We start from the raw sequence: 14,071 nt of genomic DNA on the forward strand, positions 1-14,071 counted from the left end.
CATCTGAATGGCTGCGGGCGCAGCAAGCGTCGTGAGGCTGCGCGCTTTGCTGTGAACACGGGGAAATGGGGAAATCACGCGCATTTGATGGGCGGCGGTGAGCTACGCATCGATGGCCGATGATGGGGTGCACTGGAGGACGTCCGCGCTGTCCGCGACGCGTCGCCTGCAATCGCGGCGCCCCCTCGCACGTTTGGGTCTCCTGCGCCGCCGCGTTAGACTTGGACGCTTTCGTTCGCAAAATGGAGGCCACCGACACTATCGTGAAAGTATTTCCTCTCGTTTTTCTGTGTGCGGCGGCAACGGCCACGCATGCAGCACACGCTCAGGAAGCGCGCGGCGGACAGGTCGATCCGTTTGTCGACATCGGCGGTGCGGTGCGCTTCAACTACGGCTGGCTCGACTACGGCCCCACCAGCCGCCTGCAGCTGGAACTGCTCCGCGCAGATATCGAAGCCGGTGCCGGCCCGCTCTTCTTCTCTGCCCAATATCGCTGGTATGACGGGTTCGATGCCGTCCACCACGCCTACGCGGGATGGAATTTCAGCGAGACCACGCAACTCAAGGCCGGTATCCAACAGGTTCCCTTTGGCCTGCTGCCCACCGTTTCGCAGAGCTTCTGGTTTGGCTCGGGCTATTACCTCGGGATCGAGGACGATTACGATCCGGGCGTGACATTCAGCCATCAACAGGGCGACCACCACTGGACGGCGGGCTGGTTCTCAGGCGATGAATACGGAACCGGATCGCGCTATGACCGCTACTCGTTCGATGTGGCGCAGACACCCGAGCTGCCCTACCGCGAGCGCGGCCGCGTCCACGTCCGGTACGAACATACTGGCGTGTTGAACGAGGGCGAACTGCTGCTCGGCGCATCGGCATTCAGCGGCCGCGTCCAGGACACCACCACCGGCCGCCACCACGGACACCACGGCGCGGCATTGCACGCCCAGTGGAAGCGGGAGGGTTGGACCACCCAGCTCCAGTGGGCCCGCTACCGTTACAGCGTCCCGGGCGACCGGATTGCGATGTCAGCCTTCCTCGCCCCCTTCGAGATCGCCTCCGAAGCCGACGTGCCCAGTGCCAACGTCGCCTATTCCTTCGGCGCCCGGCGCTGGCTCGATGACATCACCTGCTACAACAACCTGAGCATGACGCGGCCGGTCGGTCGCCGCGCGGGCGTCAGGGAGTCCTGGCAGAACGTCACCGGATGCAGCCTGCAGAAGGGAATCATGCTGACCTACGTGGACTGGATCGCCGGCAAGAACATGTGGTTCGCAGGCGGCGATGGCATCGGCATCGACGACGGCGGCCCCTCCCGCTGGCACAGCCGGCTGAACCTCAACATCGGGTTCTATTTCTAAGAGCACTCCGCTCTCTCGCTCCAATCGCATCAACCGGAGGATTCCATGCAGAGCCCCGCTCCGCCATCCACTCCTGTTCGCCAGCGCATCCTGCCGCAGGTGTTCATCCCTACCGCGGCCATCGTCCTGCTCCTCGTGGCGCTGTCGATTTTCGTCCCGGAACAGGCCACCACCTGGTTTACCGCGGCCAAGAACTGGACCGCCAACGACGCAGGCTGGTTCACGATCCTGTCCGTCGCCGGCTTCCTTGTCTTCGTCATCGGCGTGGCCATCAGCGGTTATGGACGCATCAAGCTGGGTCCCGACCACAGCCGCCCCGACTACAGCTACGCATCGTGGTTCGCCATGCTTTTCGCTGCGGGCATGGGCATCGGCCTGATGTTCTTCGGCGTGGCCGAGCCGATCATGCATTACGCCACCCCGCCGACCGGCACGGCCGAGTCTGCCGAGGCAGCCCGCCAGGCCATGCGCATCACCTTCTTCCATTGGGGGGTGCACGCCTGGGCCATCTACGCGGTCGTTGCGTTGGCACTCGCTTACTTCGCGTATCGGCACAATCTCCCGCTGCGGGTGCGCTCGGCACTCTACCCACTGATCGGTGACCGTATCCATGGTCCCATCGGCCATGCAGTAGACACCTTTGCGGCCCTTGGCACCATCTTCGGTCTTGCCACCTCGCTCGGCCTCGGGGTCATGCAGATCAACTCGGGTCTGAATTATCTTTTCGGCCTGGAAATCAGCACTCTGGTGCAGGTGTCGCTGATCGGCGTGATCACTCTGGTGGCGACCGGATCGGTGGTTGCGGGCCTGGACAGCGGCGTGCGCCGCCTGTCCGAGATCAACATGATCATGGCCGTGGCACTGCTGGCGTTCGTGCTGGTCTGCGGCCCCACCGTGCATCTGATGCAGGCATTCGTCCAGAACACGGGCATGTATGCATCCCAGCTCTTCTCCATGACGTTCAACCTGTACGCGTATGAGCCGAGTGGCTGGCTGGGGGGCTGGACGCTGTTCTACTGGGGCTGGTGGATCGCCTGGTCGCCGTTCGTCGGCATGTTTATCGCGCGCATTTCCCGCGGCCGGACGGTGCGCGAATTCGTCGTCGGCGTGCTGCTGGTGCCGCTTGGCTTCACGTTCCTGTGGATGACCATCTACGGAAACTCGGCTTTGTTCATGGTGCGGTCCGATGGGGTCCAAGCGCTCGTCTCAGCTGTATCCAACGACAGCTCGATGGCGCTGTTCGAGTTCCTGCGCCACCTGCCATTGACGATGATCACCTCCTCGCTCGCCGTGGTGCTCGTGGCGCTGTTCTTCGTCACCTCGGCCGATTCCGGCGCGCTGGTGATCGACATGCTGACATCCAAGGGTGAAGAAGAATCTCCGGTCTGGCAGCGGATTTTCTGGGCACTGCTGGTCGGCGCCATCGCGGTTGCCCTGTTGATCGCCGGCGGTCTTGAATCACTCCAGGCCGCCACCATCGCCAGCGCCCTTCCCTTCACCGTGGTCATGATTCTGATGTGCTGGGGCCTGCTCAAGGCCATGCACCTGGACGCAACGAAGCGTTCGATCCTGCGTGAGGCGCGCATGCTTCCGGGCACCAGCGAAGACTGGCGGGCCAGGCTGAAGCTGCTGGCGCACAATCCCGTCAAGATCGAGGTGGTCGGGTTCATCAGGGACCATGTGCTGCCCGCACTGCAGGAAGTTGCCGTGGAGCTGCGCAAACAGGACCTGCCGGTCGAGGTGACCGCAGGCGATGATGGCCGGGCATGGCTGCGTGTAGGCCATGGCGAGGAAATAGACTTCTTCTATTCCGTGCGCCCCCAGCCTTACGAAGCGCCTACGTTTGCCCTGCAGGATCCCCGCCGTCCCGCCAGCGAGGGCACCCGTCACTACCGGGCGGAGGTCTACCTGCGCGAAGGCGGTCAGGACTATGACGTCATGGGATGGCCCAAAGTCCAGGTGATCCACGACGTGCTGGACCAGTACGAGCGTCACCGCCAGTTCCTGGATCACGTCCGCTGATGGCAATGCCGGAAAGCCTGCCCGGGCTGGCCGGCCTGCTTGAACGCTGGCATTCCGGCTTCATGGGTCAGATCGAAGTCTCGGCCACCAGCAGCCATCCGCTCTACATGCTAATCTTTCTCATTCTCAACCGCCTTTCGGCCTGCGATGACCCGCCCAACGCCTTCTCTCTCCCTGCTGGGCCTGGCCCTGACCCTCGCCTGTGCCTCGGCCCACGCAGCGCCGCCCTCTTCCGTCGGTGTGCAACAGCTGGATGCCGTGCAGGTGCATGGCCGGGCGCAGACCCTTTACCGGGTGGACGATGCGACGGTGGGGACGCGCACCGATACCCCGCTGGCGTTGGTGCCGCAGTCCATCCAGGTGGTTCCGCGCGAGCTGATTGAAGACCAGGCTGCGCGCCAGATCACCGATCTCTACCGCAGCATCAGCGGCATCAGCTTCTTCAGCTACGCCGGCGTCACCCTGCGCGGCTTCCGCCAGGAAAACGTGCTGTACGACGGCATGCGCGGCGACCCCTATGCCGGATTTTCGGTACCGCAACTGTTCAACATCGACCGCGTGGAAGTCCTGAAGGGCCCGGCCGGCGCGCTGTACGGCGGCGGCGACGCCGGAGGTGTCATCAACTACGTCACGCGCAAGCCCAAAGCCACGGCCGAGCGCCGCATCGAACTGCAGGCCGGCAACAACGATTTCAGGGCCGCATCGATCGACGCCACCGGGCCAGTAAACGCCGCGGGTAGCGTGCGCTATCGCGCCGGGCTGTATGGCGACACCGAACAGGGCGTGCGCTGGAACGCGGACAGCGAGAGCGTGATCGGCGATGCATCACTGGCCTTCGACGTGGGCGACACCGGCGAGTTGACCCTGCAGTTCACCGACATCACCCAGAACCTGGGCGGCAACCGCCTGCGCGGCGTGCCGGTGGACGACAACGGCAGCTTCCTGACCGACCGGCGATGGAACCATAACGAAGCCAGCGACTTCCTGGATATGCGTGCCAAGGTGGCGCTGGTGCAGTACCGCTTCTCGCCCGGCAGCAACCTGGACGTCGATTTTGGCGCACGCTGGTTCGAGAACAACGAGCATCAGATCTACCACGAGCCGATGGGCCTGATCGACCGCAACCGCGACGGCGTGCCCGAATGGATGACCCGCCAGCTGCGCAACCAGATCCGCGACAACGACGCGTTTACCGCCAACGGCAACGCCGTGTGGCGCTTCAATACCGGCAGCATCGGGCACAAGCTGCTGTTCGGCGCCGATGTCTACCAGCAGGATGCCGACTTCACCGCACAGACGGCCAACAGCGCCGACCTGGCGCGGGGTGCCGGCCCGGTGCCCGGCATCGACCTGTTCAACCCGGTGTATGGCGCCAGCTCGTGGCGCGACTACAACCTGGCCGCCCTGCCCTGGCGCAGCACCAGCACGCGCAGCAAGCGCTATGGCGGCTACCTGCAGGACGAACTGGCGCTGACCCCGCGCTGGCACGTGCTGGCCGGGCTGCGCTGGGACGGTTTCAAGGACGACGACCGCATCGCCGGCACCACCGTGGATGGCAACGACATCAGCTGGCGGCTGGGCAGTACCTACACCGTGCGCGAAGGCATCAATGTCTACGCCAACATCGCCAGCGGGTTCATGCCCCAGAACGCCGCCAACCAGAGCGCCGAAGCGGGCGGCCCGTTCGATGCCGAGCGCAGCAGGCAGTGGGAAGTGGGCCTGAAATCCCTGCTGGCCGAGCGCGTGACCTTGAACCTGGCCGCTTACCGGATCGACCGCAGCAATATCGTGCAGGCCACCGGTGAGATCATCGATGGCGTGAACCAGCTTGCTGCCTTGGGCCTGGTGCGCAGCACCGGCATGGAGCTGGACCTGCTGGCCGATGTGACCGAACGCTGGGTGCTCAACCTGACCTACGCCTACAACGATGCCCGGGTGAAGGATGCCGGCAGCGACGGCATCACCAATGCCTCCGGCGACCGATTCGCCAATGCCCCGCAGAACAAACTCGGCCTGTGGACCCGCTACGAGCTGCCGGCGATCAACTCCGCCATCGGCTTCGGCGCCGATTACGTGGATGAGCGCGTCAGCCTGGATGGCCAACGGGTAAAGCCGTACACCGTGTTCGACATGAGCTGGAAGACGCAGTGGCAGCAGTGGCAGTTCCAGGCCAACGTCAAGAACCTGTTCGACAAGGTCTACGCTGCCAGTGGTTTCACCGGACGCACCGGCCACTTCCCGGGTGAGCCGCGCCGGGTGTACGTGCAAGCCGCCTACGCGTTCTGAGCCCGCCCATGCGCCAGCCTTCGCCAGCGCCCCCCACCCGCCCGGCACGCGCCGGCAGTGGCCGGCGACTGTGGTTCGACCTGCATAGTTGGCTGGGCCTGAAGCTCTGCCTGTTCATGGGCTTTGTCTGCCTCACCGGCACGCTGGCGGTGTTCTCCCAGGAAATCGACTGGATGCTGCACGCCCCCATGCGCGTGGCCGATGGGGGTGAGCAGGCCGGCTGGGGCGAGGTCCTCCATGCCGCACAGACGGCACATCCGGATTGGGAACTGGAAGGCATCAGCGCCGGCCACACCCGCCTGTTCGCTGCGCGTGCGCAGATGCGCCTGCCCGACGGCAAGCGCCGCTTCGTCTGGATAAACCCGTATACCGCGCGGGTGACCGGCGACACCGGCTGGTTCAATACGCAACGGCTGCTGCGCAACACCCACCGCCACCTGATGCTGCCGGTAGCCTGGGGCGTGCCACTGGTGGCGGCGTTGTCCATTCCCCTGCTGCTCTCGCTGCTCAGCAGTCTCTACATCTACAAGAAATGGTGGCGCGGATTCCTGAAATGGCCCGACGCGTCGCGACCGCGCCGGTTGTGGGGCGATGTGCATCGCCTGGCCGGTGTGTGGTCGCTCTGGTTCCTGCTGCTGATCGGCCTGACCGGGGCGTGGTACCTGGTGGAATCGCTCGGTGGCGATGCACCGGCCGCGCCCACCCTTCAACTGGCCGAGGGCCGCGACCGGGTTGCCCCCGTAGACCCGGCTGCCGTCGACACGGCAGTGCAGACCGTCCGCCAGCAATGGCCCACCCTGGATATCCTCGCGGCCGTCCCCGCACGCGATGGCGACAGCATCCTCTTCATGGGCGAAGCTGACGCCTGGCTGGTACGCGAGCGGGCGAACAACATCGCCGTCGACCTGCGTACCGGGCAAGTGATGGGCCGGCATGACGGCCGTACGCTGAGCGTCCATCAGCGCATCGCCGAAATGGCCGACCCCCTGCACTTCGGCAGCTTCGGTGGCTGGCCCATCCGGCTGCTCTGGTTGCTGGCCGGCACCCTGCTGACCGGACTGTGCTTTACCGGCGTATATCTGTATGGACTGCGCACCGTGGATTCGCTGCGATCGGCGGCAAAGAGGAGGCCGGCATGAGTCACGAAAAGCTGCCGGGGCCTTGGCGCGCGGCATGGCATCGGATGGGCCGTTGGCGCTGGCTGTGGCTGGTGCTGCTGCTGGTATGGGCGTCGCTGGTGCCACTGGAAGCCATGAAGTAGCGGCGAGGCAGGCGCTGCCCGCGCGTCCACGCCATGGGTGCGCAAGCCGGTGAAGCGGCCTAGCGTGCCGGTGCCGGGAAACCATGCCGCCTGGCCGCCCATACCACCCCCAACGCAAGCGCTAGAAGCGCGACCAAGGCGGGGGCGAAAGCACCTGCGCCCACGCGTTCAAGCAGCACGCCCCCGACGATGGCCCCCCCGGCAATCGCCAGGTTCCAGGCCGTGACCAACATCGACTGCGCGACATCGGCGGCACTGCCTGCCACGTTGGCCAGCGCGGTCTGGAACAGCGTCGCCGAGCCCCCGAACGCCACGCCCCACGCGGCCACGGCCACATACACCACGCCAGGTACATCACGGGCCACACCGAGTGCCAACGCGGCCATCGCGAACACTCCGATGCTGCCCAGTGTCATTGCGCGCAGGCGACGATCAATCAGTACGCCGACAATCCAGATGCCCAACAACGATGCAACACCGAACACCAGCAGCACCGCATCGGTGCGCTGCGCCATGCCCGCCGCCGACAGGAACGGCGCGATATAGGTGTAGAGCACGTTGTGTGCCAGCACGAAGGCGAGCACTGCGACCAGCACCGGGCGCACGCCGGGCAGGGTGAACACCTGCCGCAGCGACAGCGCCCTGCCCGTCGCCTGCCCCGCGAAATCCGGCAGCTTGATGCGCGCCCACAGCATCAGTACCAACGCCAGTCCGCTCATGATGCCAAAGCACACCCGCCAACCCACCAGGTTGCCAACGAACGTGCCGGCAGGCACGCCCAACGACAGCGCCAGCGGTGTGCCGACCATCGCGACGGCAATGGCACGGCCCTTCTGGTGGTCGGGCACCATGCGCGCCGCATAACCGGCCAGCAGCGCCCACAACACGCCAGCCGACACCCCCGCCAGGAAGCGCGCCGTCATGGTCAGGGCGTAACTGGTGGAGAGCGTGGTCACCGTGTTGGCCAGCACAAAGCCCGCAAGAGCCGCCAACAGCAGCGGGCGGCGACGCAGGCCCTGCGTGGCGGCGGTCAACGGGATCGCCGCCATCAGCGACCCGATGGCATAGATCGTGACGGTCTGCCCAACCCATGCCTCGGACACTGCCAGGCTCTGCGCCATCTGCGGCAGCAGGCCGGCCGGCAGCGCCTCGGTCAGGATGGTGATGAAAGCCGCCATTGCCAGCGCAAGCAGCGACGCCAGCGGCAGCCGACCCTCCGCGGCGGCCCCCACCCGTGCCGTGGGCGCACTCATCGGTGAACCCTGCCGATGTGCGGGAAAACTGGGAGACGCGTCATGCTGTTCAACTCGCTGTGATTGCCAAGCCACAAAGATAGGAACCGGGCGATTAAAGAAAAAGTGGGCTACAGTTCCTCGATGTGCGGAACATCCTGTCCGCAATGAAGGGACTGGATCATGGACAGCCTGGGTGGCTTCGTCGTGTTCGTGCAGGTAGCCGAAACCCGGAGTTTCGTCTCCGCCGGGCGGCTGCTCGGCGTATCGGCCTCCGCCGTCGGCAAGAGCGTGGCGCGGCTGGAAGAAAAGCTGGGCGTGCGCCTGTTCCACCGCAGCACGCGCAGCGTCACGTTGACGTCCGAGGGCGCCCTGTTCCTGGAGCGCAGCCGCCGCATCCTGGCAGAGATCGAAGCGGCTGAAATGGAACTATCGCAGGCCACCGCCGCACCGCGGGGACGCCTGCGGGTCAGCCTGCCGCTGGTCAGCTCGCTGGTGCTGCCGGTGCTCGGCGAGTTCATGCAGGCGTATCCGGAGATCGAACTGGACCTGGATTTCACCGACCGCATGGTGGATGTGATCGAAGAAGGTTTCGACGCCGTGGTCCGCACGGGCGAACCTGCCGATTCACGGCTGTCCGCCCGTCGCTTGGGCGCCTTCCAGATGCGACTGGTCGCCTCGCCGGCGTACCTGGCGCGGCGCGGGACGCCCGCGCTGCCGGTCGATCTGCAGCAACACGCCTGCCTGCACTTCCGCTTTCCGAACAGCGGCAAGCTGGAGGCTTGGGCGCTGCGCCAGAAGCCCGGCGAACCCGAGCTGCAACTGCCAACCTCGATGATCTGCAACAACATCGAGACGCGCGTCTGTTTCGCGCTCCAGGGCCTGGGCATCGCCTACCTTCCCGACTTCGCCATCCGCGAGCCGCTGGATGATGGCCGGCTGCTGCCGGTCCTCGCTGACTACGTACAGCGCAGCGGGGTTTTCCACGTGCTGTGGCCGGCAAGCAAGCATCCCTCGCCCAAGATCCGGGCGCTGGTCGATTTCCTGTCCGCGCGGGTATTTCCTACATCGGAGGGCAAGGCTCCCGGATCCGAACGGAGGCGACGGCGGTAAGGTCGGTCATGACCCCGGGACGCGGGCGAACTCAGAACAGCGAGGCCTGCGCGGGCGGATAAATCAGGTCCTGCCCCACCGCCCGCGCCATCGGATTGAGCGGATGCGGCTTCGGTTCCGCGCCGGACACGATGTGCAGCACCTGATTGCCGCGGTGCGTCAGCAGGTCCGAGATCAGGCGCCGATGGCAACGCCACCAGGGCGCCTCCGCGCACATCAGCGCCGCCCGGTGCGTACCCGCCAGCGCGAGGACTTTCTCCAGCCCGCTGGCAAATTCGGCAGACGTCATATGGTCGGCATAGCCCTGAAACGCCGCGTTATCCCACGCGCCGTTGGGCGATGCCGGCTGCACCCTGCGACGCCCGCCCAATTCGGGAATCCATTGATATGTGACGCCGAGGGTTGGCAGCGTGTCTGCCATCTGCTCCGAAGCAAACCAGGGGTGGCGACGCGAGCCCGGAAAGCGACGCACGTCCGCAATGGCCGATATTCCGTGCGCGGACAGCAGCTGCAGGAACGTGTCCCAAGGCCGGGTGGAGTGGCCGATGGTCCAGAGCGTCAGCGGGTGCGGGGCAGGCAGATTGGACGGCATGAAATCATTAGACAGGGGTGCGCATAAAAGGCGCGTGGTCAGGGCATGGGGATGCTGCGCGAACTTGGAACGATGCGATTGCGAGGACACCCAGTGCGGCGGCGGTAAGTAGATTGGGTTTCGTCATTCCAGATCCTCCAGCCCGACCACGGCAGGCGTCGCTTGTCTGGCCTCGCCAATGGCCATGACGATGATCGGCAAGTCCAGTTCTGCTTCGGCCTCAGCGGCCCGATCCTGATAGGCCTTCATGGTCGAAGGCGCGTTCACGAGGACAACCACACGGCCATAGGTTGTGTCGGTGTAAATCCCTCTGGCATCAGGGAACCATTTGGCCATGAACTCGCCATCCGCCAACTCCTGCATATCGCGGACGGAATAACGGTATCCAGCGTCATAGGTGACTTCGGCAGGGCCTCGCGCTGTCTGGATCACTCGGCCCTGAAGGGGTGCCTCCCCCTTCAACAGCACCACCACCTTCAGCGGTTCGCAGACAATCCGCCGGCCTGCATATCGTTCCTGGGCCGCGAGGCGAAGTGGAATCACAGCGGTCACCAGATCCCGCTCGATAGAAGACCCTGCGCATGCAAGATCATCGTGCAGCCGTCCATCCGCCCGGTCTCCAGCGGACCCGGGATACGGCCGATCCTGCGAACAGCCCACTGACAGTGCAGTGCAGAAAATCAGCAGAAGGCGCGCCGAGCAGTACGCTTGCATGGGTTGAATGCTCCTGGGTCGTCCGGGTTGACCATTCTGATGATGAGCTTAACTGCTAGCCTACCTGCTTCAGGGCGTTGAAGATGCCCCCAGTTCACCCACCGGGATGCGGGCACCTATATGGAATGGAAGATTCTCGCTTGTACGCTCCTCCTGAGCCTGTCCACGACGGCCTGGGCACAAGTGCCTGAGGCAGACTCTGAGTTGGGCCAGGAGATGCAGACGCTGGTGAAGAACTACGTCGCAGAGCATCCTGGGATATCCATCGACGAAGCCATCAACAGGCTCGCAGTTCAGACGGAAATCCTGCAATCAATGCAGGACCTGCGCCGGGAGTTCGCGGGCAGATTGACGGAGATATCCATCCAACCAGCGCCGGATCAACACATCCTTGTTGAACTGAAAGGCTCAGCGCCTGTCGCCAATAGGCTTCTCGTTACCCCCAGTGGTAGCACGCGGGTGGTCTTCGAAGAGGGCCACAAGCACACCGCGGAAGAGTTCCACGCACGCATTGATAAGCACAAGGATCTTCTTTACAGCGCCATACCGGGCATGACCGGCTTGCTCGGTCGTCCAGGTGAAGATCGCTTGATCATCTACATCGAAGGCAATGAGCGGCAAGCGGAGGAGCTACAGGCTGCAGTCGAAAGGCTCGAGCGCGAGCTGGGCCTTTCGATATCCCTGCGGCCAAACATGGCCAGATCCCGGATCAGCTTATAGACATCGCTCGCGTCTACAACCAGAGGAAGATCCCAGCGTAGACCACCATCGCTATTCCGCTGACGGCCAGTCGACGACGATCCAGGCAAAAAGCGGTCGCAAGGCGGATCAGTATTGCGCCTACACCGAACCATCTACCTGCCCCTCCGCGTGCACTCTGTCTAGCTGGGGCGCCCCGGCGGCCACCCACACCAGTAGGCGCGGCCGCCCAGCCAGCGCGTCAAGTACGTGTTGGTCAACCAACCGCGCCAGCGCATCTGCAGTGCCTGCTCGAACCAAACCCTTGCCCTGCCGGCCACGACGATGCCGGCGATGATGAAGCCCAACTCCAGCATCTGGCGCCAGAATCCGTTGAGATCCCGTTCGACCAAGGCGTCGAAAAAGTTCTTCTGCCAGTATGTCTGGCGCACCCCGATGTAGGTCAGGAACACGCCCAGGCCCAAGATGGTGCCAAGCAGCGCATAGGCGCGCCACCGATCCTCGGACACCCAATAGGGGCTGACCAGACGCCACACGTCCCGCGTGGAAAGCTTCATGGCGCCTGGTCGTCCTTCCCGATCAGAACCGGGAACGCAGTGTCACCATCACGTTCCGGGGTTCGCCGGGCGTGTTGTAGGTGTTCAGTGCGCCAACGCGCTCGTAGTAGCGGCGATCAAACAGATTGTTCACCGCAACGGTCATCCGCAGCTCTTCCGTGAAGCGGTAACCGGCCTGCAGGCTCGCCACCGCGTAGCCCTTCTGCTCGCGCACGCCTGCGACGCCGGATCCAAGGATGCCGCTGTAAACATGCGCCCCGCCGCCGAATGACACACCGCGCAACAGCCCGGACTCGATGCGGTAGTTGGCGAACAGTTTCACCGTGTGGTCGGGCTCGAACAATGCAAATGGTGAGCCTTCCTGGAGTGACTGATGGCGGACATACCGGGTCATCAGACGGGTATAGCCCGCCGTCAGGTCCAGGTTGGGCAGCGGACTGCCGCTGGCCTCCACTTCCCAGCCCTTGACCTCCACCTCTCCGGCCTGCAGGAAGAAGCCGGGGTTGGCGGTGTCGGGGTAGGAACGGTTCACGTCGCGGGTACGGAACGCGGATGCTGCCACGTTCAGCGCCCCACCGCGCAGACTCGCTTTGGTGCCGATCTCCATCTGCTTGCCTACGCGTGGATCAATGGCTTCACCCGACACCTTTCGCTGTGTCTGGGGTATGAAGGTATCTGCGTAACTCGCATAGGCAGTCAGATCGTTGGTGAAATGAAGGACCAGACCCGCATAGGGCGTGAACTCACCGTCCGCATCGGCACCCGCCGCCCACGCACTCAGCGGTTGCGGAGCAACACTCCTGCTTTTGACGTCGAAGTTGCTCCAACGGCCACCGGCCACGCCTGTCAGCCGATCGGTCAACGACAAGCGAAGTTGTGCATAAAGGCCGCTTTGGCGCGTGATTGAGTTGTACCCGGAGGTCGGCGCGATCGGCAGGTTTTCTACGACGTCTGGCGTGGCTACCGGCACGTTCCTGACCGGAGTGCCTTGACCATATCGACTGGTACTCTCGTACTCTTCCACGTTCGCCCCCACCGTCGCGTGGTGTTCGCGCCCCAGCAACAGGAAGGGACCGGATGCGAACACATCCACGCCCTGCCTGACTTCATCATTGTCGCTCTGGCGGCGCGCGTAGCTGGCCACCGTACCGGTACCGGGAGCGACTCCGCTGGTGGGATAGCTGTCCTTGTAGAACCAATCCAGGCGCTGCCGGCTCGCGCGCGCCTTCAGGACCCAGTCGTTCTGGAACGCGTGCTCCAGGTCAAGCGCGAACGACTGCTTGTCCCAGCGCTGGATCACCCAACTCGGGTAGGCATAGAACGAGCGCGGAACATCGAGAAAACGTTGATCGGTGGACGCCGGCTGTCCCATGTACGGCATGACGTCATCGGACTGTTGCGTGGCCGACAGCGATACGGTCGTGTCCGGGGTGAGGTCGAAATCCAGCGTTCCGTAGAAAAGCTGCTTGCTGGAGTCGGCCTTTCTATAAAAGTATTCGCGGTCCTGGCTGGAAATGACCGCCCGGCTGCGCAACGTGCCGGCAGCATTCAAGGGTCCGCCAACATCGATCTCGCCTCGATGATTCGACCAGGAACCTGCAGACAGTGCCACAGCACCACCGAACACGTCCCTGCCTCGTTTCCGAACGAAGTTCGCCACCCCGCCCGGCTGGCTTGAACCCTGGAAGATACCGCCGGGGCCGCGCAGTACTTCTACCCTGTCATAGACGGCCAGATCGAACTGCTGGAACGCCGACAACGCGCCGTAGGCGGGGATGCCATCGTAAGAAGCTTCCAGGTTATATCCACGGGAGCGGATCTGGCTGGTGGCACCATCCCACGGTGTAACCGTGATGCCGGTGACTTCGCGCAGCGCGCTTTCCACGGTGACCAGGTTCTGGTCTTCAATACGCTGGCGCGTGATGACGCTGACCGAGTTGGGCACGTCCAGAATCCGCACGGGCGATTTGCCGCCCCAGGTCACCAGCGGCGATGTATACGAGCCGCTTCCTTCCGTCGTCCCCTCCCGCTTGGCTTTCACCCGGACCGTATCGAACTCGGAAACGCTGACATCGGATGGGCTGTTCGCAGCCTGTGCCTGGCAGGCGAGCGAAACGGTAAAGGCAAGCAGGGTCGTGGCAAGGCGGTCAGTCCGGCGGCCAGCTGCGTGGCGTTCCGGGGGCAAAGGCAGGGGGCTTCGTGGCATGGGCGTTTCGCAAAGAGTGGAATGC

The 14,071-nt window shown here is 64.3% G+C and carries 12 protein-coding genes; 7 read left to right on the plus strand and 5 right to left on the minus strand.

What is annotated here, in order from left to right; genetic code table 11:
• The first annotated feature begins 242 nt into the window (after positions 1 to 242).
• From SOM47_RS00710 to SOM47_RS00730, 5 genes are all read left to right on the plus strand, one after another.
• On the plus strand, positions 243 to 1,364 hold the full coding sequence (locus SOM47_RS00710; RefSeq protein WP_320504482.1) for a hypothetical protein: 1,122 nt from the start codon (positions 243 to 245) through the stop codon (positions 1,362 to 1,364).
• Positions 1,365 to 1,409: 45 nt separating this feature from the next.
• Complete coding sequence (locus tag SOM47_RS00715) at positions 1,410 to 3,386, plus strand: BCCT family transporter (RefSeq protein ID WP_320504483.1); 1,977 nt, start codon at positions 1,410 to 1,412, stop codon at positions 3,384 to 3,386.
• 147 nt (positions 3,387 to 3,533) lie between these two features.
• Positions 3,534 to 5,672 (plus strand): TonB-dependent siderophore receptor, encoded by a 2,139-nt coding sequence (locus tag SOM47_RS00720; RefSeq protein ID WP_320504484.1) that lies wholly within the window; start codon positions 3,534 to 3,536, stop codon positions 5,670 to 5,672.
• 8 nt (positions 5,673 to 5,680) lie between these two features.
• Complete coding sequence (locus tag SOM47_RS00725) at positions 5,681 to 6,811, plus strand: PepSY-associated TM helix domain-containing protein (RefSeq protein ID WP_320504485.1); 1,131 nt, start codon at positions 5,681 to 5,683, stop codon at positions 6,809 to 6,811.
• Entirely contained in the window at positions 6,808 to 6,933 is a 126-nt protein-coding gene (locus tag SOM47_RS00730; protein ID WP_320504486.1) for a hypothetical protein, read from the plus strand. Before SOM47_RS00725 ends, SOM47_RS00730 begins: the two co-directional genes overlap by 4 nt.
• Before the next feature lie 59 nt (positions 6,934 to 6,992).
• Here the strand turns inward: SOM47_RS00730 and SOM47_RS00735 are convergent, their stop codons facing one another.
• Positions 6,993 to 8,186 carry an MFS transporter gene (locus tag SOM47_RS00735; RefSeq protein ID WP_320504487.1) on the minus strand — a complete coding sequence of 398 codons (1,194 nt, stop codon included), beginning with the start codon at positions 8,184 to 8,186 and terminating at the stop codon, positions 6,993 to 6,995.
• A 162-nt stretch (positions 8,187 to 8,348) separates the two neighbouring features.
• Here SOM47_RS00735 and SOM47_RS00740 point away from each other — a divergent pair, with 162 nt between their 5' ends.
• Positions 8,349 to 9,278 carry a LysR family transcriptional regulator gene (locus SOM47_RS00740; RefSeq protein WP_320504488.1) on the plus strand — a complete coding sequence of 310 codons (930 nt, stop codon included), beginning with the start codon at positions 8,349 to 8,351 and terminating at the stop codon, positions 9,276 to 9,278.
• 31 nt (positions 9,279 to 9,309) lie between these two features.
• Here SOM47_RS00740 and SOM47_RS00745 read toward each other — a convergent pair whose 3' ends face one another.
• Both SOM47_RS00745 and SOM47_RS00750 read right to left on the minus strand, forming a co-directional pair.
• The gene (locus SOM47_RS00745) at positions 9,310 to 9,870 is read right to left on the minus strand and encodes a DUF488 domain-containing protein (protein ID WP_320504489.1); all 561 of its coding nucleotides are present in this window, start codon (positions 9,868 to 9,870) and stop codon (positions 9,310 to 9,312) included.
• 123 nt (positions 9,871 to 9,993) lie between these two features.
• Positions 9,994 to 10,584 carry a hypothetical protein gene (locus SOM47_RS00750; RefSeq protein WP_320504490.1) on the minus strand — a complete coding sequence of 197 codons (591 nt, stop codon included), beginning with the start codon at positions 10,582 to 10,584 and terminating at the stop codon, positions 9,994 to 9,996.
• 120 nt (positions 10,585 to 10,704) lie between these two features.
• Between SOM47_RS00750 and SOM47_RS00755 the strand changes: the two genes are divergently transcribed.
• Positions 10,705 to 11,304, plus strand: a complete 600-nt coding sequence (locus tag SOM47_RS00755) for a hypothetical protein (RefSeq protein ID WP_320504491.1) — start codon at positions 10,705 to 10,707, stop codon at positions 11,302 to 11,304.
• Between the two features lie 161 nt (positions 11,305 to 11,465).
• On the opposite strand, the gene SOM47_RS00760 is transcribed toward SOM47_RS00755, so the two are convergent.
• Positions 11,466 to 11,840 carry a hypothetical protein gene (locus tag SOM47_RS00760; RefSeq protein ID WP_320504492.1) on the minus strand — a complete coding sequence of 125 codons (375 nt, stop codon included), beginning with the start codon at positions 11,838 to 11,840 and terminating at the stop codon, positions 11,466 to 11,468.
• Between the two features lie 22 nt (positions 11,841 to 11,862).
• Complete coding sequence (locus SOM47_RS00765; RefSeq protein WP_320504493.1) at positions 11,863 to 14,046, minus strand: TonB-dependent siderophore receptor; 2,184 nt, start codon at positions 14,044 to 14,046, stop codon at positions 11,863 to 11,865.
• Between the last annotated feature and the right edge of the window lie 25 nt (positions 14,047 to 14,071).

Source organism: Stenotrophomonas sp. CFBP8980, assembly GCF_034046095.1.
GTDB classification, from domain to species: Bacteria; Pseudomonadota; Gammaproteobacteria; order Xanthomonadales; family Xanthomonadaceae; genus Stenotrophomonas; species Stenotrophomonas lacuserhaii.